This is a genomic window from Azonexus caeni (assembly GCF_048146105.1).
Taxonomy (GTDB): domain Bacteria; phylum Pseudomonadota; class Gammaproteobacteria; order Burkholderiales; family Rhodocyclaceae; genus Azonexus; species Azonexus aromaticus_B.
Genome location: NZ_JBKJAD010000001.1, coordinates 337,728 through 357,938, shown reverse-complemented (window position 1 = coordinate 357,938; position 20,211 = coordinate 337,728). Strand labels below are relative to the sequence as shown.

Annotated in this window: 14 protein-coding genes; 13 read left to right on the top strand and 1 reads right to left on the bottom strand. The window is 65.0% G+C overall.

The features are described 5' to 3' along the window. The first annotated feature begins 40 nt into the window (after positions 1 to 40). The 9 genes from ACLIIZ_RS01550 to ACLIIZ_RS01510 all read left to right on the top strand — a co-directional run bounded on the left by ACLIIZ_RS01550 (position 41) and on the right by ACLIIZ_RS01510 (position 12,543). Entirely contained in the window at positions 41 to 361 is a 321-nt protein-coding gene (locus ACLIIZ_RS01550; protein ID WP_416690441.1) for a DUF485 domain-containing protein, read from the top strand. Then, positions 361 to 2,025: a cation acetate symporter gene (locus tag ACLIIZ_RS01545; RefSeq protein WP_416690440.1), complete on the top strand. Its 1,665-nt coding sequence runs from the start codon at positions 361 to 363 to the stop codon at positions 2,023 to 2,025. Before ACLIIZ_RS01550 ends, ACLIIZ_RS01545 begins: the two co-directional genes overlap by 1 nt. Before the next feature lie 195 nt (positions 2,026 to 2,220). After that, positions 2,221 to 2,640, top strand: coding sequence for a DUF2170 family protein (locus tag ACLIIZ_RS01540; RefSeq protein WP_416690439.1), 420 nt, complete (start codon positions 2,221 to 2,223; stop codon positions 2,638 to 2,640). A gap of 11 nt (positions 2,641 to 2,651) precedes the next feature. Continuing rightward, complete coding sequence (locus tag ACLIIZ_RS01535; protein ID WP_416690438.1) at positions 2,652 to 3,359, top strand: PspA/IM30 family protein; 708 nt, start codon at positions 2,652 to 2,654, stop codon at positions 3,357 to 3,359. After that, on the top strand, positions 3,356 to 3,697 hold the full coding sequence (locus ACLIIZ_RS01530; protein ID WP_416690437.1) for a hypothetical protein: 342 nt from the start codon (positions 3,356 to 3,358) through the stop codon (positions 3,695 to 3,697). The genes ACLIIZ_RS01535 and ACLIIZ_RS01530 overlap by 4 nt, the downstream gene beginning before the upstream one ends. Continuing rightward, a complete protein-coding gene (locus ACLIIZ_RS01525; RefSeq protein ID WP_416690436.1) occupies positions 3,694 to 4,335 on the top strand; it encodes a hypothetical protein in 642 nt (213 codons plus the stop codon). The genes ACLIIZ_RS01530 and ACLIIZ_RS01525 overlap by 4 nt, the downstream gene beginning before the upstream one ends. Before the next feature lie 40 nt (positions 4,336 to 4,375). Continuing rightward, a complete protein-coding gene (locus ACLIIZ_RS01520) occupies positions 4,376 to 6,487 on the top strand; it encodes a flotillin family protein (RefSeq protein ID WP_416690435.1) in 2,112 nt (703 codons plus the stop codon). A gap of 78 nt (positions 6,488 to 6,565) precedes the next feature. Then, on the top strand, positions 6,566 to 11,842 hold the full coding sequence (locus ACLIIZ_RS01515; RefSeq protein WP_416690434.1) for a DNA repair ATPase: 5,277 nt from the start codon (positions 6,566 to 6,568) through the stop codon (positions 11,840 to 11,842). After that, positions 11,839 to 12,543 (top strand): phospholipase D-like domain-containing protein, encoded by a 705-nt coding sequence (locus ACLIIZ_RS01510; RefSeq protein ID WP_416690433.1) that lies wholly within the window; start codon positions 11,839 to 11,841, stop codon positions 12,541 to 12,543. Before ACLIIZ_RS01515 ends, ACLIIZ_RS01510 begins: the two co-directional genes overlap by 4 nt. Positions 12,544 to 12,556: 13 nt before the next feature. On the opposite strand, the gene ACLIIZ_RS01505 is transcribed toward ACLIIZ_RS01510, so the two are convergent. Next, entirely contained in the window at positions 12,557 to 13,228 is a 672-nt protein-coding gene (locus ACLIIZ_RS01505) for a GntR family transcriptional regulator (protein WP_416690432.1), read from the bottom strand. Positions 13,229 to 13,395: 167 nt separating this feature from the next. Between ACLIIZ_RS01505 and scpA the strand changes: the two genes are divergently transcribed. From scpA to ACLIIZ_RS01485, 4 genes are read left to right on the top strand one after another with little or no spacing between them, the layout of a single operon-like run. Next, positions 13,396 to 15,546, top strand: coding sequence for a methylmalonyl-CoA mutase (gene scpA / locus ACLIIZ_RS01500; protein ID WP_416690431.1), 2,151 nt, complete (start codon positions 13,396 to 13,398; stop codon positions 15,544 to 15,546). 7 nt (positions 15,547 to 15,553) lie between these two features. Beyond that, entirely contained in the window at positions 15,554 to 16,564 is a 1,011-nt protein-coding gene (gene meaB / locus ACLIIZ_RS01495) for a methylmalonyl Co-A mutase-associated GTPase MeaB (protein WP_416690430.1), read from the top strand. A 28-nt stretch (positions 16,565 to 16,592) separates the two neighbouring features. Beyond that, positions 16,593 to 18,128, top strand: a complete 1,536-nt coding sequence (locus tag ACLIIZ_RS01490) for an acyl-CoA carboxylase subunit beta (protein ID WP_374325284.1) — start codon at positions 16,593 to 16,595, stop codon at positions 18,126 to 18,128. A gap of 21 nt (positions 18,129 to 18,149) precedes the next feature. After that, a complete protein-coding gene (locus ACLIIZ_RS01485) occupies positions 18,150 to 20,162 on the top strand; it encodes an acetyl-CoA carboxylase biotin carboxylase subunit (protein WP_416690429.1) in 2,013 nt (670 codons plus the stop codon). The last annotated feature ends 49 nt before the right edge of the window (positions 20,163 to 20,211 follow it).

The window sequence follows — 20,211 nt, the reverse complement described above, 5'->3', positions numbered from 1 at the left end:
GCACGCCGCTTAGCGGTAATTATTAATAAGGAGAACAACTATGAGCAGCGTGATGTACGAAAGGATGCGGGGAAATCCCAAATTCCAGGAGCTGGTCGCAAAGAGGGGACGTTTCGCCTGGACCCTGGCCGCGATCGTTTTGACCATGTTCTACGGCTTCGTGATGATCGTGGCGTTCGCGCCCGCGTCGCTCGGTCAGCCGATTGCCGAAGGTTCGCGATGGACCGTTGGCGTCGTCGCCGAACTTTTCATGTTCATTTTCTTCTGGGTACTGACCGCGGTCTATGTCCGCCGCGCCAATACCGAATTCGACGCCCTTTCCCAGGAAGTGGTGCGTGACGCCTGGAAGGAGAACAAATAATGCGCAAGATCATTCCCGCGCTCGGGCTGCTCGGCCTGAGCACTCTGGCCTTTGCCGCCGGCGACGCCCTCGGCCCGACGGAACAGCAAGCCACCAACTGGCACGCCATCATCATGTTCTGCCTGTTCGTCGCGATGACGATGGGCATCACCTACTGGGCGGCCAGCCGCACCAAGTCGACGTCCGACTTCTACACCGCCGGTGGTGGCATCACCGGTTTCCAGAACGGCCTGGCGATCGCCGGTGACTACATGTCCGCCGCCACCCTGCTCGGTCTGACAGCGATGGTGTACAGCAAGGGCTACGACGGCTACATCTACATGCTGTGCTTCTTCGCCGGCTGGCCGATCATCCTCTTCCTGATGGCCGAACGTCTGCGCAACCTGGGCAAGTTCACCTTCTCCGACATCACCGCCTACCGCCTGGATCAAGGCAAGGTGCGCACCATGGCCGCGGTTTCCTCGCTGGTCGTCGTCTGTTTCTACCTGATCGCCCAGATGGTCGGCGCCGGTCAGCTGATCAAGCTGCTTTTCGGCCTCGAATACAACGTCGCGATCTTCGCCGTCGGCATCCTGATGATGGTCTATGTCACCTTCGGCGGCATGGTTGCCACCACCTGGGTGCAGATCATCAAGGCCTGCATGCTGCTGGCCGGTGGCACGCTGGTCATGGTGCTGGCGATGAGCCAGTTCGGCTTCTCGTTCGGCGCCCTGGTCGATCAGGCGATGTCGGTCCACACCCTGGGTGAAAAGCTGATGCACCCGGGCAGCCTGCTCGCCGACCCGGTCACCGCGATCTCGCTCGGCCTCGGCCTGATGTTCGGTACCGCCGGCCTGCCGCACATCCTGATGCGCTTCTTCACCGTCACCGACGCCAAGGAAGCCCGCAAGTCGGTGCTCTACGCTTCCGGCTTCGTCGCCTACTTCTTCAACGTCATCTTCCTGATGGGCCTCGCCGGCATCATCATCGTCGGCCAGAACCCCGAGTTCTTCGAAGGCGGCGAGATTGGCAAGAAGCTGATCGGCGGCGGCAACATGGTTGCCATGCACCTGGCCAAGGCTGTCGGCGGCGACATGCTGCTCGGCTTCCTCGCCGCGGTTGCCTTCGCCACCATCCTGGCGGTGGTTTCCGGTCTCGCCCTGGCCGGTGCCTCGGCGATCTCGCACGACATCTACGCTCGCGTGATCAAGAAGGGTACGGCTTCCGAAGCTGCGGAAATCCGCGTCTCCAAGATGGCCACCATCGCCCTCGGCTTCGTCGCCATCATCCTCGGCATCGCCTTCGAAAAGCAGAACATCGCCTTCATGGTCGGCCTCGCTTTCGGCGTTGCCGCCGCGGCCAACTTCCCGGTGCTGATCCTCTCCATGTACTGGAAGGGCCTGACCACGCGCGGCGCGCTGTGGGGCGGTTACGGCGGCCTGATCTCGGCGGTGCTGTTCGTGCTCTTCTCGAAGTCGGTGTGGGTCGACGTGCTGGGCAACGCCGCCCCGCTCTTCCCCTACACCCAGCCGGCGCTGTTCGCGATGCCGGTCGCCTTCCTGCTCGCCTTCATCTTCTCGAAGAGCGACGCCAGCGTCCGTGCCAAGAGCGAAATCGAAGCTTTCGACGACCAGTACGTCCGTGCCCAGACCGGCTACGGCGCTGCTGGCGCAGCCAAACACTAAACCCGCTGCGGCTTCCACCCGAAACCCCGACCGGTTCGCCGGTCGGGGTTTTTTATTGTCTTCGCGTCACACCCACGTCATGAACCACCGGCAAATGTCATATCATAGCGACATGCGCCGTCCGACATAAAATGTCTTGACATTTTATGTCTCCACTTCTAGTCTGGATGCCACACGAACCATAACGAGGACAACATGGAAAACACACTGAAGGAAAAGCTGGAAGGGCTGGACAAGCTGGTCGGCGGCCTGATGGGCGGCCTCGCGGTACAGTTGCATCCGATTGCCGGACCGGTGCCGGTGGTCCAGGTCAGCATCGAGACGCGCGAAGAACTGCCGATCTTCATCACCTGTTCGGATTCGCAGATCCTGTGCCTGTGCTACCTGTGGAGCGACAGCGAGGTCTTGCCGGAACGCCGCACCGAACTGCTCGAAACACTGCTCGACCTCAACCCGTCGGTGCCGCTTTCGTCTTTCGGCCGCATCGGCGAGCGCTACGTGCTGTCCGGCGCCCTGGCGCGCGACGCGCGCGGCGAGGACATCGCCCAGGACGTCGCCGCCCTGAGCGACAACGCGCTCGATGCACTGGACGCCCTGTCCGAATTTCTGCACTGAAGGAGACGAACATGTCCGTGATCAAGAAAGTGGTGACCCTGTTGCGCGGCAGCGCCCGCGAACTGGCCGAGAACGTCGTCGATGCCAACGCCACGCGCATCTACGAGCAGGAAATCATCGACGCCAAGCAGAGCATCCTCGAAGCGCGCAGCAGTCTGGCCGACGTGATGGCCAGGGAAATGCAGAGTGCCCGGGCGGTCACCCGCCTGGAAGGCGAGATGGCGCGCTACGAAGGTCTGGCGCTGGAAGCCCTGGAGAAGTCCCAGGAAGCGCTGGCCGAGGAAGTCGCCGGCAAGGTGGCGGCAATCGAACTGGAGCTTGAGGAACAGCGCAAGGCGCAGACCTCGTTCGCCGCCCAGGTGAGCAAGCTGAAGGAGCTGATCAAGGCGTCGGAAGCGAAGATCCGCGAACATGAGCGGGAAATCGCCATCGCCAAGACCACCGAAAGCGTCTATAAGGCGACCCAGTCGATCTCCGACAACATCGGCAGCAGCGGCTCGCGGCTGGCCAGCGCCCGCGAATCGCTGGAACGCATCAAGCAGCGCCACGAACATCTGGCCGACCGCATGCAGGCGGCCGACCAGCTCGACCGCGAACTCGGCGAGAAGGCGCTGGCGACCAAGCTCGCCGAGGCCGGCATCGGCCAGGACGCCGACCGCCAGCGCAAGGTCATGGAGCGCATCCGCGCCCGCCAGGCAAAGCCGACCGGCGACGCATGAGCGTCACCCGCAAACCGGCACGCTGGCAAAGCTCGGACGCGGCGATCAAGGCCGTCCAGGTGGCCTTCGACGTCGAGGAGAAGGTGCTCGAAACGGTGCGCCGCGCTGCCTTCGAGGAAAACCGCTCGACCTCCGACCAGATCCGCCACCTGCTCGGCCTGCCCACTGCCAGCCGGCCGAAGCGCCCGCGCCTGACCGTCTCGCTGACCGCCGCCGACTACGCACTGCTCGCCGAACGCTACGGGCTGGCGGCGGATGACCGGCTGGCGATCAAGGAAAGGGTGACCCGCGTACTGATCGACTTCGCCAACGCCAGGACAGAAAGAACGACGCCATGATCGGTTTCCTCGAAGCCGCAACCTCCTTCCCCAGTGTCATCTACACGGTCCTGCTCGGCGTCGTCCTGGTCTATTGGCTGCTCTCGCTGGTCGGCATCGTCGATATCGACTCCGGCCCGGTCATCGAGGCCGAACTGCACACCGATGCCGACGTCGACGAAATCGGCGACCTGGCCAGCTATCTGGTCGCCATGGGCCTGAACGGCGTACCGTTCTCGGTCGTCCTCAGCCTGCTCGTGCTGGTCTCGTGGACCGTCACCTGCCTGGCAGCGATGTGGCTGCTGCCGCTGGTGCCGACCAGCCTGCTGCGCGGCATCGCCGGACTGGCCGTCATGCTGGTCGCGCTGGCCCTGGCGATTCCCGTCACCGCCAGGCTAATCCGCCCGCTGCGCGGCTTGTTCGTCACCCACAGCGCGATCTCCAATGCGGCGCTGGTCGGTCAGGAATGCAAGGTGCTGACGGCGACGGTGGACGAAAAGTTCGGCCGCGCCGAAGTGGCCACCCGCGGCGCCCCGGTCAATATCCGGGTGTGGGCGGAAACGCCGAACACCCTGGGCAAGGGTTCTACTGCCCGCATCCTAGACTACGACGCAAGCGGCGCCCGCTACCTGATCGCTGCCGACGAACGCATCGACTGATCCTTTTTCAATTCACTCAAACTCAAGCAAGGGGAAATCCATGGAGCCGGTAATAATCGCCGTCGCGGTGCTGGTGTTGCTCAGCCTCGGCATGATTGCGCTGTTCGCCAAGTTCTATCACAAGGTCGAACAGGGCTACGCGATGATCGTCAACACGCTGCGCGCCGAACCCGAAGTCACCTTCACCGGCCGCATGGTCTATCCGATCATCCACAAGGCCGAACTGATGGAAATCTCGCTGAAGACGATCGAGATCGACCGTTCGGGCAGCGAAGGCCTGATCTGCCGGGACAACATCCGCGCCGACATCAAGGTCAAGTTCTTCGTCCGCGTGAACAAGACCGCCGAAGACGTCCTCAAGGTGGCCCAGGGGATCGGTTGCGAGCGTGCCTCGAGCCCGGAAATCCTCGAAGACCTGTTCTCGGCGAAGTTCTCCGAGGCGCTGAAGACGGTCGGCAAGGCGATGGACTTCATCGAGCTCTACCAGGCGCGTGACCGTTTCCGCGACGAGATCGTGCGCCAGATCGGCGACGATCTTTCCGGTTACGTGCTCGAAGATGCCGCCATCGACTACCTGGAACAAACGCCGCTGCAGAAACTCGACACCAACAACATCCTCGACGCCCAGGGGATCAAGAAGATCACCGAACTGACCGCCGTCGAGCACGTGCGCACCAACGAACTGCGCCGCAACGAGGAAATGCAGATCAAGAAGAAGGACGTCGAAACCCAGGAAGCGCTCCTCGAACTGGAGCGCCAGCAGGCCGACGCCCAGTCGCGCCAGCAGCGCGAGGTCGCCTCGGTGCGTGCCCGCGAACAGGCGGAAACGGCGAAGATCCAGGCCGAGGAACACACCAAGGCCGAGCTGGCCCGTCTGCTCTCCGAACAGGCGATCGCCGTGCAGCAGGAAAACGCCCAGCGCGAAAAGGAAGTCGCGGAAAACAACCGCAAACGGGCGGTCGCCGTCGAGGAAGAAAAGGTCACCCGCGCCCGCGAACTGGAAATCGTCGACCGCGAGAAGGAAGTCACCCTGCAGCGCATCGACAAGGACCGCGCCGTCGAAGTGCAGAAGAAGGCGATCGCCGACGTCATCCGCGAGCGGGTGATCGTCGAGCGCACGGTCGCCGAGCAGGAAGAGGCGATCAAGGAAGTGCGCGTCGTCGCCGAGGCCGACCGCACCAAGAAATCGGTCGTCATCCTGGCCGAGGGCCAGGCGGAAGAAAAACTGGTCCTCGAAGTCAAGGCGGCAGAAGCGCAGGAGCGCAAGGCGCGGCACAAGGCGGCCGAGGAACAGACGCTGGCCGAAGCCCACCTCAAGGTGGCCGAGAAGGAAGCCGAAGCCAAGAAGCGCGAGGCCGAAGGCGTCGAGGCACTGGCCGCCGCCACCGGCCTGGCCCAGGCCAAGGTGATGATGGTCACCGCCGACGCCGAGGAAAAGCAGGGCATGGTCGCCGCCAAGGTCAAGATGGCCGATGCCGACGCGGTCAGCAAGTTCGGTCTGGCCGAGGCCGAGGCGCTGCGCGCCAAGCTGGAAGCCGAAGCCCAGGGCAAGGAAAAGCTGGGCCTGGCCGAGGTCACGGTGCGCGCCGCCGACGCCGAGGTCATCGCCAAGACCGGCCAGGCCGAGGCGGAAGTCGTCGAAGCCCGCTTCCAGGCCGAAGCCAAGGGCCTGCGCGAGAAGTTCGAGGCGATGCAGGCGATGAACCCGGCGACGCGCGAACACGAAGAATTCCGCATGCGTCTCGACAACGCGCAGATCGCCACCCTGAAGGCAATCGACGCGCAGACCTCGATCGCCCGCCAGCAGGCCGAAGTGCTCGGCACCGCGCTGGCCAACGCCAAAATCGACATCGTCGGCGGCGAGGGCGACTACTTCGACCGCTTCGTCAACGCGCTGTCGATCGGCAAGGGCATCGACGCGACGATCGGCAAGAGCAGCACGCTGCAAGTCGCGCTCAAGGACCACCTGAGCGGCGACCGCGACCTGGTCGGCGACGTCCGCGACATCGTCGGCGCCCTCGGCGGCTCGGCCGGCGAACTGCAGAACCTCTCGGTCGCCGCCTTGCTGACCAAGGTCATGCGCGACGGCAGCGCCGAACAGCAGGCCGCCTTGCGCACGCTGCTCGCCGGCATCGGCAAGCGCGCCGACTGACGACCGGCGCGATTCTCCGGAAACGCTCCGCCCGCCGCCGGGCGGAGCGCTGTGAACCACCTCTAGGGGCGCCCCGCCATGGCTTCCACGAATACGCCTGCACCTGAAATCCCGGCTACCGCGACGACTGACCCGACCGACGCGATGGTCGGCGACAGCGGCAGTTACGAGCTGCTGAAGAAACGCCTCGCCGGTCACGGCGACGCGCTGCTGACCCGGACCCAGGCGCTGAACGCGGCGCGCGTGGCCGAATTCGGCCGCAACGAGCAGTCGCTGATCCTGCGCACCCGGGCCCGCACCGAAAACAACTGCGTCGCCCGCGACATCGTCCGCATCGGCGACCGCCTGCTCTTCGGCTACAACGTCTTCATCGGCCTGCGCAAGGAAACCACCGTCGGCGACGTCTTCGCCCTCTACCGGCTGGCCGAGACGGGCGGCGGCGACGAACTGGAAGCGCTGCCGCTGGCCGGCAGCTTCCTCGAAGACCAGCGCTTCGTTTCCGATTTCCGCGAACTGCACGCCTATTACAAGCAGGCGACGCTGACCCAGTTGCGCGTCACCCAGGACAAGCTGCTCGCCGCCTTCCAGATCGGCCAGCAACTGCACGACCTGCGCGTCTTCCGCTGGAGCCTGGAAAACGACGGCAGCCTGCGCTACATCGACAATCGCGGCGAGCGCGACATGGCGCTGCCGCCGAGCCATGATTTCGAATGGACGCCGACCCGCCGCGAAGACCAGGTCGGCGGTCGCCATCCGCACATCAACATTCTCGACACGGTCTTCGTCGAAACCATCGGCGGCGACCTGACGGTCAAGATCGAGAACAACACCGAAAGCGGACTCGGCATCTACAGCGAAGCGGTCGACGACAAGACGCAGTCGCTCGACGACGCCGAAGTCGCCTACGCCCGGCTCGGCCTGCTGATCCTGCTGCGCATCAAGCCGTATCGCGAGCAGACGGTGCGCTACCTGGTCTACAACACGCGCACGCAGAGCGTCACCCGGATCGACGCCATCGGCGTCTCCTGCATCCAGTTGCCGGAAGACCACGGCGTCATCTTCCCTGGTGGCTACTACCTGCAGTCCGGCGAGCACAAGCGCTTCGAACTGCCGGAGACGATGCTCGACAACCTGCGCTTCAAGCGCGTCCTGCGCTCGCCGAACGGCGAGGATGTGCTCTATGTCTTCTACCAGCCCGGCCTCGGCCATTACGCGCTGTTCACCTACAACCTGATCGACAAGACGCTCGGCGCGCCGATTCTCGGCAACGGCTACGCCCGCTTCCCGGACGGCCGCATCCTGGTCTTCCAGGCCGACGGCGGCGAGCCGACCCGGGTGCACCCGATGCAGTTGTGGCAGACACCGTTCTGCAGCGACGAACACGCCGGCAAGCAGGCCGCCGGCCAGGGCTTTTTCGGCCGCATCGGCAATGCCGACCTGGTGCGCGGCATCTCCGAACTGAACGCGATCGCCCGCGCCGTACGCGAACAGGTGCCGACGCGCACCGCCTACGAAGACCTGATCCGCCAGTGCAGCCGCGCCCAGGACGCCTATTTCTGGATCGCCGAGCCGGAAGCCGGCGGCCTCGGCGACGAATTGCGGGCGATCGCCGACGGCGCCCGCCTGACCCTGGCCGAATTCGAGAAGGTCGACAGCATCCGCCGCGAGACGGCGCAGGCACTGGCTGCCGCCGAGGCCGAACAGCGCGAACTGGTAAACCGGATCGCCGGCATGCTGTGGCGCAGTTCGGACGAATTCGTCAGCGCCCTCAACCTGCTGCGCGAACGGCGCGGCCGCCTGCAGACGCTGAAGGAACTGCGCTACGCCGACCTGCCGCGGATCGAGGCGATGGATCAGGCGCTGGCCGACGAGCAGAACCGGGTCGGCGAGCGCGCCATGCAATTCCTTGCCTCCGCCGACGCCTTCGCCGGCCAGCGCCAGCTGCTCGACGGCCTGGCGGCGCGCATCCCGCAGGCGGCGACCGCCCAGGCGCTCGAGCAGATTCTCGGCGAGCTCGACGCCGTCGCCGCCGGCCTCGATCTGCTGAGCGAACAACTGGGCGGCCTGCCCGGCGGCGACGCCGTGCTGCGCACCGACATCCTCGACCGCATCTCGGCGCTCTACGCCGAGACCAACCGTCTGCGCGCCGAAGCCCGCAACCGCCGGCGCAACCTGGGCAGCGCCGAAGCCGCCGCCGAATTCGGCGCCCAGTTCAAGCTGTTCGGCCAGACCGTCGAAAGCGCGCTGGAATTTGCCGACACCCCGGAGAAATGCGACGAAGCGCTGACCCGGCTACTCGCCCGGCTGGAGGAACTGGAAGGGCGCTTTGCCGAACAGGAGAACTTCCTCGCCGACATCGCCAGCCAGCGCGAAGCCGTCTATGAAGCCCTGTCGGCGCGCCGCCAGAGCCTGCTCGACGCCCGCCAGCGGCGCGTCCGCTCGCTCAATGAAGCCGGCGCCCGCATCCTCGACGGCATCCCCCGGCGCGTCGCCAAGTTCCAGGAAATTGCCGAAGTTCATGGCTACTTTGCCGCCGACCCGCTGATCGGCAAACTGCAGAAACTGGTCGAAGACCTGCGCGCGCTCGGCGACGGCGTCGCCGCCGACGACCTCGACACCCGCATCAAGACCGCCCGCGACCAGGCCCTGCGCAGCGTCCGCGACCGCCGCGAACTGCTCGGCGACGACGGCAACACGCTGCGCTTCGGCCGCCACGCCTTCACCGTCAGCCAGCAGGCGCTCGACCTGACGCTGCTGCCGCGCGAACAGGGGCTGGCCTGGCACCTGACCGGCACCGATTACTACGATACGGTGGACGACAGCCGTCTCGCCGCCTACCGCGCCTTCTGGGAACAGCCGCTGGTGTCCGAGACGCCAGCGCTGGCGCGCGCCGAATACCTCGCCGGCAGCCTGCTCCACGCCGCCCTCAACGGCCTGCCTGACGGACCGGGCTGGGCGGAACTGCGCCAGGCGGCAAGCGGCGACGCGCCGACCTTGCCGGCGCTGGTCCGCCAGCACGCCGCGAAGCGCTACCGCGAGGGTTACCAGAAAGGCATCCACGACGACGATGCGGCCCGCCTGCTCGGCGCGCTGATCCGCATGCAGGACGCAGCCGGGCTGCTCGCCTGGAGTCCGCAACAGCGCGTGCTGGCGCTGCTCTACTGGCAGCACGGCTGCTTCGTCGGCGAGCGCGAGGCGCTGTTGCGCCAGGCGCGCAGCGCGCTACACCTGCAGCAGCGCTTCGCCGCCGGCGATGCCCTGGGCCGGCTCGAAGCCGCCACCGCCCAGGCCCTGCTGCGCTTCGCCCGGGAATTCGCGCCGCCGACGGCAGCGGAGGCCGCTGAACAGTTACCGGTCCTCTGCGCCCAGGCGGCGGCCTACCTGATCCGCCAACTGGCCGCCGAACGCGGTGAGGCCAAGTGGGTGATCGCCGGCCCGGCCGACGACCTTGCCGACGCGCTGTTGAAGGAGCTCGAACGCACGCAGCAGCTAGCCGACTGGCAACGCGACCTCGACAGCGCCGAACCGGCCGAACGCTGGCAACTGGTCCGCGCCTGGGTGGCGGCCTTCGCCGCCGCGCACCATGCCGGCGCCGCCGACTGGATCGACGACGCCGCCGGCCGCCTGGCCGTCGCCCTGCCGCGCCAGCGCATCAACGCCGACCTCGCGGTCGGCATCGACGGCCTGCGCAGCGAACATCCACGCATCGTCGACGGCCGCCTGGCGCTCAACCTCAACGATTTCTGGCAGCGCTTCCACGACCACCGCAGCCGTATCGTCCCCGCCTTCGAGCAGTTCCACCAATTGCGCCACGAACTGCTCGCCGCCGAAAAGGCCCGCCTGGGGCTCGCCCAGTTCCAGGCCAAGCCGCTGTCGACCTTCGTCCGCAACCGGCTGATCGACGAAGTCTACCTGCCGCTGCTCGGCGACAACCTGGCCAAGCAGCTCGGCACCGCCGGCGCCGGCAACCGCACCGACCGCATGGGCCTGCTGCTGCTGATCTCGCCGCCCGGCTACGGCAAGACGACGCTGATGGAGTACGTCGCCGACCGTCTCGGCCTGGTTTTCGTCCGCATCAACTGCCCGGTGCTCGGCCACTCGGTCACCGCCCTCGACCCCGCCGCCACCAGCGGCGCCGCCCGCCAGGAGCTGGAGAAGCTCAACCTCGGCCTGGCCATGGGCAGCAACGTGATGCTCTACCTAGACGACATCCAGCACACCAACCCCGAGTTCCTGCAGAAGTTCATCGCCCTGGCCGACGGCACGCGGCGCATCGAAGGCGTCTGGAAGGGCGAGGCGCGCACCTACGACATGCGCGGCAAGCGTTTCGCGGTGGTCATGGCCGGCAACCCCTACACCGAGTCCGGCGACGTCTTCAAGATTCCCGACATGCTGGCCAACCGCGCCGACATCTACAACCTGGGCGACGTCCTCGACGGCCGCGAAACGCTGTTCGCCCTCTCCTACATCGAGAACAGCCTGACCGCCAACCCGGCGCTGCTGCCGCTCGCCTCGCGCGATCCGAAGGATGTCCAGTTGCTGGTCCGCCTCGCCGAAGGCGAGGAAATCCCCGGCAGCGCCTTCAGCCATCCCTACAGCGCTCTCGAACAGGAAGAGCTGGTCGCCCTGATGCGACGCCTGTTCCGCATCCGCGACCTGCTGCTCAAGGTCAACCTGGCCTACATCGAGTCGGCGGCGCAGAAGGACGCTTACCGCAGCGAGCCGCCGTTCAAGCTGCAGGGCAGCTACCGCAACATGACCAAGCTCGCCGGCAAGGTCACCGCGATCATGCGCGACGAAGAGATCGACGCCCTGCTGCGCGACCATTACCGCGGCGAAGCGCAGACGCTGACTACCGGCGCCGAGGAAAACCTGCTCAAGCTGGCTGAACTGCTCGGCACCCCGAGCGCCGACGAACAGACACGGTGGACCGCGATCAAGGAAGCCTTCGTCCGCCAGCGCAAGCTGGGCGGCGACGACAGCGACCCCGGCACGCGCATCGCCGCCTCGTTGCTCGACGTCGCCCGCGCCGTCGACGGCCTGAAGCCCGACAGCGCGCTCGCCGAGCGCCTGGGCGACGGCCTCGACCGCATCGAAGCCGGGCTGCGCGCGGTCAAGCCGAGCGTCCATGTCGAGCCCGGCGACCTGTCGCAATTCGCCGGCGTCGTCGGCGACATGGTCAAGGCCTACGAAAAGGTGCTGCTGCCGCTGGTCACCGCGACCTACCACAAGATCCGCCTCGACCACTCGATGTGGGACGAGATGAAGCGAGTCAGCACCTACCTCGACAAGCTCGACAAGGAAGCCGGCGGCAACCCGCCGCCGGAAAAACCCAAACCCCGGAGCAAACCATGAGCGGCGCGGCAATCAGCATCGAGGACATCCTGGCTCTGCTCGCTGGCGGCATCGCCGACGGCCGCCTGAGCGACGACGAGAAACGCGCACTGGCCGCCGCCCTGGATGCCGCCGCGCTGCGCGACGAGGACCTGCGCCGCCTGCGCAACCATTCCTTCGACCTGGTTCGGGAACGCCTTGCCGACCCGCTGCAACTGGCGCTGCTGAAATGGCTGGAAGGCGTCGTCCGCAGCCTCGACGCCCAGCGCCTGCCGAGCGCGCAAATTGTCCAGGAAGCCAGCTTCAGCCCCGGCACCGACTGCCTGCAGACGATCCAGCGCTGCCTGCGCCACGCCCGCCAGCGCATCGACATCTGCGTGTTCACGCTGTCCGACGACCGTATCGCCGAAGAAGTCCTGGCCGCCCACCGGCGCGGCGTCGCGGTCCGCATCGTCACCGACAACGACAAGGAATACGACGCCGGCAGCGACATCTCCCGCCTGCGCGACGCCGGGATCGCCGTCGTCGTCGACCGCACCGAGGCGCACATGCACCACAAGTTCGCCATCTTCGACGGCGAAAAGCTGCTCAACGGCAGCTACAACTGGACGCGCAGCGCCGGCCAGTACAACGAGGAAAATCTGGTGCTCAGCAACGACCGGCGACTGCTCGGGGAATTTTCGGCGCAGTTCGAGAAACTCTGGCGCCAACTGGGCGACTGAACGCCGCCCCGGCTCAGGCGGCCTTGCCACCCCCAGGTTGCTCGTCAATTCTGGCCAGTGCCTCGCGTCCGGACAGCAAGTGCTCGTACATCTGCCGCTCGGCGCCGGTCGCATCACCGGCCAGCATGCGGGCGAGGATTGCCCGGTGCTCCTCCAGCGACTGCTGCAGGCGACCTTCCAGTGACAGGGAATGCAGGCGCGACATCTTCAGCACCTTGCGCAAATCCTGGATCACCGACAGCAGCCAGCGGTTGCCGGACAACTCCTGGATCTTGCGGTGGAATTCCTGATTGGCCTCGAAGAAGGCATCGACGCGCGCGTCGCGCGCCGCCGCTTCGAGCTTCTCGTGGATCGTCCGGAGCGCCGTCAGATCCGCCGCCTTGGCCCGCTTCACGGCCTCCGCCGCGCAGCGGCCTTCGAGGAGGGCAATCAGCGGAAAGATGTCGTCGAGATCCTGGCGGGAGATTTCGGTGACGTAGCAACCGCGACGCGGCTTCAATTCGACCAAGCCTTCCGAGGCAAGCACTTTCAGGGCTTCGCGCAAGGGCGTGCGCGAGATGCCATACTGCTCGGCCAGCTTCTGTTCGTCGATCCAGGTGCCTGGCGGCAGTTCGTGGGCGTAGATGCGTTGTCGCAGACGTTCGGCGACTTCCTGGTAAAGCGCGGTGGGAGCGATGCGGTTCATTGTCTCGAGAGTTGTGAGCCGGACAGGCCGGTACGTCGCCGGCTTGCCTCCGTAATTATGGATAAAGTATTATGCAGGGCTGACCATGTCAAGCTGGGCCCTGAAAGCGTAGAATTTTGAATTCTGCATCATCGGCCCGAAAAAATCGAATCGGCGAGAGGTGTTTCATGTCTGAAAAGTTCTTTGATTCCAACAACCTGGATGTCTGGGAAAAGGCCGCGGCCAAACAGTCCCCGGGTGGCGACGTCAACAACCTGGTGTGGAATACCCCCGAAGGCCTTGCGGTCAAGGCGCTGTACACGAAAAAGGATGTCGACAACCTCGAGTTTGCCGACACCCTGCCGGGTGTCGCGCCCTACCTGCGCGGCCCGCAGCCGACGATGTACGCGGTCAAGCCGTGGACCATCCGCCAGTACGCCGGCTTCTCCACCGCCGAAGCCTCCAACGCCTTTTACCGCAAGGCGCTTGCCGCCGGCGGCCAGGGCGTTTCCGTGGCCTTCGACCTGGCCACGCACCGCGGCTATGACTCGGACAATGCCCGCGTCACCGGCGACGTCGGCAAGGCCGGCGTGGCCATTGATTCGGTCGAGGACATGAAGATCCTCTTCGACGGCATCCCGCTCGACAAGATTTCCGTGTCGATGACGATGAACGGCGCCGTGCTGCCCATCCTCGCCGGCTACATCGTCGCCGCCGAGGAACAAGGCGTGTCGCAGGACAAGCTGTCCGGCACGATCCAGAACGACATCCTCAAAGAATTCATGGTGCGGAACACCTACATCTATCCGCCCAAGCCGTCGATGAAGATCATCGCCGACATCTTCGCCTACACGGCGCAGAACATGCCGAAGTTCAACTCGATCTCGATTTCGGGTTATCACATCCAGGAAGCCGGCGCCAACCAGGCGATCGAACTCGCCTTCACGCTGGCCGACGGCATGGAATACGTGCGCACCGGCATCGCCTCGGGCATGGACGTTGACACCTTCGCCGGCCGCCTGTCCTTCTTCTGGGCGGTGGGCATGAACTTCTATCTGGAAATCGCCAAGATGCGCGCCGCCCGTCTGTTGTGGCACCGCATCATGTCCGGCTTCAACGCCAAGAGCCCGAAGTCGATGATGCTGCGCACGCACAGCCAGACCTCCGGCTGGTCACTGACCGAGCAGGACCCGTACAACAACGTCGTCCGCACCACCATCGAAGCGATGGCGGCCGTCTTCGGCGGCACCCAGTCGCTGCACACCAACGCGCTCGACGAAGCGATCGCGCTGCCGACCGAGTTCTCGGCCCGCATCGCCCGCAACACGCAGTTGATCATCCAGGAAGAGACACACATCACCAACGTCATCGACCCGTGGGCCGGTTCCTACATGATGGAAAAGCTGACCCAGGACATGGCCGACAAGGCCTGGGGCATCATCCAGGAAATCGAGGCGATGGGCGGCATGACCAAGGCCGTCGAATCCGGCTGGGCCAAGATGCAGGTCGAAACCTGCGCCGCCGACAAGCAGGCACGCATCGACTCCGGCAAGGACGTCATCGTCGGCGTCAACAAGTACAAGCTGGCCAAGGAAGACGCGATCGACATCCTTGACATCGACAACCACGCCGTCCGAGAAGCGCAGATCACCCGTCTCAAGAGCATTCGCGCCAGCCGCGACAGCGCCGCCGTCACCGCTGCGCTCGACGCCCTGACCAAGGCCGCCGAAACCGGCGAAGGCAACCTGCTCGACCTGACTGTCAAGGCCATCCGCCTGCGCGCCACGGTCGGCGAGGTGTCGGATGCGCTGGAAAAGGTCTTCGGCCGTTTCCGCGCCAACAACCAGACCATTTCGGGCGTTTACGGCGGTGTCGTGGAAGGTCAGGAAAGCTGGGAACAGATCAAGGCCGACGTCGCCAGGTTCGCCGAAGAAGAAGGCCGTCGCCCGCGCATCATGATCGCCAAGCTCGGCCAGGACGGCCACGACCGCGGCGCCAAGGTCGTCGCCACGGCCTACGCCGACCTCGGCTTCGACATCGACATGGGTCCGCTCTTCCAGACTCCGGAAGAAGCCGCCCGCCAGGCGATCGAGAACGACGTCCACGCCATCGGCTGCTCGTCGCTGGCCGCCGGTCACAAGACGCTGGTGCCGCAGATCATCCAGTGCCTGAAGGATCAGGGCGCCGACGACATCATCGTCTTCGCCGGTGGTGTGATCCCGGCACAGGACTACGATGCGCTGTACGCGGCCGGCGCCAAGGCGATCTTCGGCCCGGGCACCCGGATCGAGGATTCGGCCAAGCGCGTGCTGGAAGAAATCCGCAAGGCGCGCGGCTAAGGCCGGGATGAAACTGGACGAGGCGCCGGTGAAGGCGAATCTTCTCTCCGACGCCGACCGGCAACTGGTAGATGGCGTGCTGGCTGGTCAGCGTCGTTCGCTTGCCAAGGCGATCACGCTGATCGAATCGACCCGCGCCGATCACCAGCAGCGCGCGCAGCAAGTGCTGACCGCGCTGCTGCCGAAGACTGGCGGGGCGATCAGGATCGGCATTTCCGGCGTCCCCGGCGCGGGCAAGTCGACCTTCATCGAAGCCCTTGGCGTCTGGCTGATCGAACGGGGCAAGAAACTCGCCGTGCTCGCCGTTGATCCTTCGTCGTCGGTCTCTGGCGGTTCCATCCTCGGCGACAAGACGCGCATGGAGCAGCTCTCGCAGCGCGAGGAAGCCTTCATCCGCCCCAGTCCGTCGGCCGGTTCGCTCGGCGGCGTCGCCGAGAAGACGCGCGAAGCCATGCTGCTCTGCGAGGCGGCGGGCTACGACGTAATCATCATCGAGACCGTGGGGGTTGGCCAGTCGGAAACGACGGTCGCCGGCATGGTCGACATGTTTTGCCTGCTGCAGTTGCCGAATGCCGGCGACGACCTGCAGGCGATCAAGAAGGGCATCGTCGAGATCGCCGACATGGTGGTCATCAACAAGGCCGACATCGACAAGCAGGCTACCGCCGTTGTCCGTGCCCAGTGGCGCAATGCGTTGCACATGCTGCGTCCGGCCTCGCCCAACTGGGCACCGCCGGTGATCGCGCTGTCTGCCCTGCACAAGCAGGGCATCGCCGATTTCTGGGGCGAAGTCGAGAAATACCAGGCGGCGCTCAAGCCGACCGGCGAGTTCGCCGCCAAGCGCCAGCACCAGTCGCTGGCCTGGATGTGGCAACTGATCGACGCCGGCCTGCGCCAGCATTTCCGCCTTCATCCGCGCGTTCAGGAAAATCTGCCCGCGCTGACCCGTTCCGTCGAAGCAGGATATACGACCCCGGCCGCCGCCGCGTATGCGCTGCTCGACTATCTGAAACACTGATCACCCGTTCCATTGAGGGAGTTTTTCCATGCATGACATCATCCGCCAGCTTGAGAAGAAGCGTGAACTGGCCCGCCTCGGCGGTGGCCAGAAGCGTATCGACAGCCAGCACAAGAAGGGCAAGCTGACCGCCCGCGAACGCATCGAACTGTTGCTCGATCCGGAGTCCTTCGAAGAATGGGACATGTTCAAGGAACACCGCTGCGTCGACTTCGGTATGGATCAAGCCGAGAAGACCCCAGGTGACGGCGTCGTCGTCGGCTACGGCACGATCAACGGTCGTCTCGTCTTCGTCTTCTCGCAGGACTTCACCGTCTTCGGCGGCTCGCTGTCGGAAACCCACGCCGAGAAGATCTGCAAGGTCATGGACCAGGCGATGAAGGTCGGCGCCCCGGTGATCGGTCTCAACGACTCTGGCGGCGCCCGCATCCAGGAAGGCGTCGCCTCCCTCGGTGGCTACGCCGACGTCTTCCAGCGCAACGTGATGGCCTCCGGCGTCGTGCCGCAGATCTCGATGATCATGGGCCCCTGCGCCGGCGGCGCGGTGTATTCGCCGTCGATGACCGACTTCATCTTCATGGTCAAGGACTCGTCCTACATGTTCGTGACCGGTCCGGAAGTGGTCAAGACCGTCACCCACGAAGACGTGACTGCCGAGGAACTGGGCGGCGCCGTCACCCACACCAGCAAGTCCGGCGTTGCCGACCTGGCCTTCGAGAACGACGTCGAAGCACTCTCCATGCTGCGCCGCTTCATGAACTTCATCCCGGCCAACAACAAGGAAAAGCCGCCGGTCACGCCGACCAACGACCCGGTTGACCGCTTCGACTATTCGCTCGACACCCTGGTGCCGGACAACGCGAACAAGCCGTACGACATGAAGGAATTGATCATCAAGGTCGTCGATGACAACGATTTCTTCGAACTGCAGGCCGACTACGCCAAGAACATCATCATTGGTTTCGGTCGCATGGACGGCCACCCGGTCGGCATCGTCGCCAACCAGCCGCTGGTGCTGGCCGGCTGCCTCGACATCAAGTCCTCGATCAAGGCTGCCCGCTTCGTCCGCTTCTGCGACGCCTTCAACATCCCGGTCGTCACCTTCGTCGACGTCCCGGGCTTCATGCCGGGCACGCAACAGGAATACGGCGGCATCATCAAGCACGGCGCCAAGCTGCTCTACGCCTACGCCGAATGCACCGTGCCGAAGGTCACCATCATCACCCGCAAGGCCTACGGCGGCGCCTACGACGTGATGTCGTCCAAGCACCTGCGCGGCGACGTCAATCTCGCCTGGCCGTCGGCGGAAATCGCCGTCATGGGTCCGAAGGGCGCGGTCGAGATCATCTTCCGCGAGGAAAAGAACGATCCGGCCAAGCTCGCCCAGCGCGAAGCCGAGTACAAGGAAAAGTTCGCCAACCCGTTCGTCGCCGGCGCCCGTGGCTTCATCGACGACGTGATCATGCCGCACGCAACGCGCAAGCGGATCGCCCGCTCGCTCGCCATGCTGCGCGACAAGAAACTCGAAAATCCGTGGCGCAAGCACGGCAACATTCCTCTGTAAGCGTCAGGGAGAAAAAGGAACATGTTCAACAAAATTCTGATCGCCAACCGCGGTGAAATTGCCTGCCGCGTCATCAAGACCGCCCGCAAGATGGGCATCAAGACCGTCGCCGTCTATTCCGAGGCCGACAAGGACGCCCTGTTCGTCGATATGGCCGACGAGGGTGTCTGCATCGGCCCGGCGGCTTCCAAGGAATCCTATCTGGTTGCCGACAAGATCATCGCCGCCTGCAAGCAGACCGGCGCTGAAGCGGTGCACCCAGGCTACGGCTTCCTGTCGGAAAACGCCGAATTCTCGCGCCGCCTGGAAGAACAAGGCATCAAGTTCATCGGGCCGAAGCACTACTCGATCGCCAAGATGGGCGACAAGATCGAGTCCAAGAAGCTGGCCATCGAAGCCAAGGTCAACACCATCCCCGGTCACAACGATGCCATCGACGGCCCCGATGCCGCCGTGGAAATCGCCAGGAAGATCGGCTACCCGGTGATGATCAAGGCCTCCGCTGGCGGCGGTGGCAAAGGTCTGCGCGTCGCCTACAACGACGCCGAAGCGCACGAAGGCTTCTCGTCCTGCGTCAACGAAGCCCGCAACTCCTTCGGCGACGACCGCGTCTTCATCGAGAAGTACGTGCTCGAGCCGCGCCACATCGAAATCCAGGTGCTCGGCGACAGCCACGGCAACTACGTGTACCTGAACGAGCGCGACTGCTCGATCCAGCGTCGTCACCAGAAGGTCATCGAAGAGGCACCGAGCCCCTTCGTCGATCCGGAAATGCGCAAGGCAATGGGCGAGCAGGCCGTGGCCCTGGCCCGTGCGGTGAATTACGAGTCGGCCGGTACGGTCGAGTTCGTCGTTTCCGGCGCGACCAAGGAATTCTACTTCCTGGAAATGAACACCCGCCTGCAGGTCGAACACCCGGTCACCGAACTGATCACCGGTCTCGACCTGGTCGAGCAGATGATCCGCGTCGCCTACGGCGAGAAGCTGCCGCTGACCCAGGCCGACGTCAAGATCGACGGCTGGGCGATGGAATGCCGGATCAACGCGGAAGACCCGTTCCGCGGCTTCCTGCCTTCCACCGGCCGTCTGGTCAAGTTCCTGCCGCCGGCCGAATCGACCGACGCCCAGGGCACGACCCGCGTCGACACCGGCGTCTACGACGGCGGCGAAATCTCGATGTTCTACGACTCGATGATCGCCAAGCTGATCGTGCACGGCAACGATCGCAACGCCGCCATCGCCCGCATGCGCGATGCGCTGAACGGCTTCGTGATCCGCGGCATTTCCTCGAACATCCCGTTCCAGGCCGCGCTGATGCAGCACCCGGTGTTCCATTCCGGCATTTTCGACACCGGCTTCATCCCCAAGCACTACCCGACCGGCTTTGACGCCTCGATGGTGCCGCACGACGACCCGGCGCTGCTGGTCTCGGTTGCCGCCTACGTCTATCGCGCCTTCACCGACCGTTCCGCCTCGATCACCGGCCAGTTGCAAGGCCACGAACGCATCGTCGGCGACCAGTGGATGGTGGTGCGCCTGAACGGCGAGCAGAAGGAGAACCACCCGGTCACGGCGCGGCCGATCCCGGGCGGCTATCACGTCGAATACGCCGGCCAGCCCTACGAGATCCTGTCCGACTGGAAACTCGGCGAGTCGCTGTTCACCGGCACCTGCAACGGTCAGGAGTTCACGCTGCAGGTCGAGCGGCACAAGACCAAGTACTCGCTGTTCCACTGGGGCACGCGCGCCGACTTCATGGTGATGAGCGCGCGCGCCGCCGAACTGCTGGCACTGATGCCGGAGAAGCCGGCGCCCGACCTGTCGAAGTTCCTGCTCTCGCCGATGCCCGGCCTGCTGCGCGAAGTTGCCGTCTCGGTTGGCCAGGAAGTGAAGGCCGGCGAGAAGCTGGCGGTGATCGAAGCGATGAAGATGGAAAACATCCTCAAGGCCGAGCAGGACTGCAAGGTCAAGAAGATCTCCGCTGCCGTCGGCGAAAGCCTGTCGGTCGACCAGGTCATCATCGAGTTCGAATAAACTGTCGCCAGACAATCGAGCAGCAAAAAGGGCCTGTTCTCGAACAGGC

Bases quoted from the DNA above. Each gene is read 5' to 3' on its own strand.
- ACLIIZ_RS01530 (WP_416690437.1), top strand. From the start codon at position 3,356: ATGAGCGTCACCCGCAAACCGGCACGCTGGCAAAGCTCGGACGCGGCG.
- ACLIIZ_RS01485 (WP_416690429.1), top strand. From the start codon at position 18,150: ATGTTCAACAAAATTCTGATCGCCAACCGCGGTGAAATTGCCTGCCGC.
- ACLIIZ_RS01510 (WP_416690433.1), top strand. From the start codon at position 11,839: ATGAGCGGCGCGGCAATCAGCATCGAGGACATCCTGGCTCTGCTCGCT.
- ACLIIZ_RS01550 (WP_416690441.1), top strand. From the start codon at position 41: ATGAGCAGCGTGATGTACGAAAGGATGCGGGGAAATCCCAAATTCCAG.
- ACLIIZ_RS01545 (WP_416690440.1), top strand. From the start codon at position 361: ATGCGCAAGATCATTCCCGCGCTCGGGCTGCTCGGCCTGAGCACTCTG.
- ACLIIZ_RS01505 (WP_416690432.1), bottom strand. From the start codon at position 13,228: ATGAACCGCATCGCTCCCACCGCGCTTTACCAGGAAGTCGCCGAACGT.
- ACLIIZ_RS01515 (WP_416690434.1), top strand. From the start codon at position 6,566: ATGGCTTCCACGAATACGCCTGCACCTGAAATCCCGGCTACCGCGACG.
- ACLIIZ_RS01520 (WP_416690435.1), top strand. From the start codon at position 4,376: ATGGAGCCGGTAATAATCGCCGTCGCGGTGCTGGTGTTGCTCAGCCTC.
- ACLIIZ_RS01490 (WP_374325284.1), top strand. From the start codon at position 16,593: ATGCATGACATCATCCGCCAGCTTGAGAAGAAGCGTGAACTGGCCCGC.
- meaB (WP_416690430.1), top strand. From the start codon at position 15,554: ATGAAACTGGACGAGGCGCCGGTGAAGGCGAATCTTCTCTCCGACGCC.
- scpA (WP_416690431.1), top strand. From the start codon at position 13,396: ATGTCTGAAAAGTTCTTTGATTCCAACAACCTGGATGTCTGGGAAAAG.
- ACLIIZ_RS01535 (WP_416690438.1), top strand. From the start codon at position 2,652: ATGTCCGTGATCAAGAAAGTGGTGACCCTGTTGCGCGGCAGCGCCCGC.
- ACLIIZ_RS01540 (WP_416690439.1), top strand. From the start codon at position 2,221: ATGGAAAACACACTGAAGGAAAAGCTGGAAGGGCTGGACAAGCTGGTC.
- ACLIIZ_RS01525 (WP_416690436.1), top strand. From the start codon at position 3,694: ATGATCGGTTTCCTCGAAGCCGCAACCTCCTTCCCCAGTGTCATCTAC.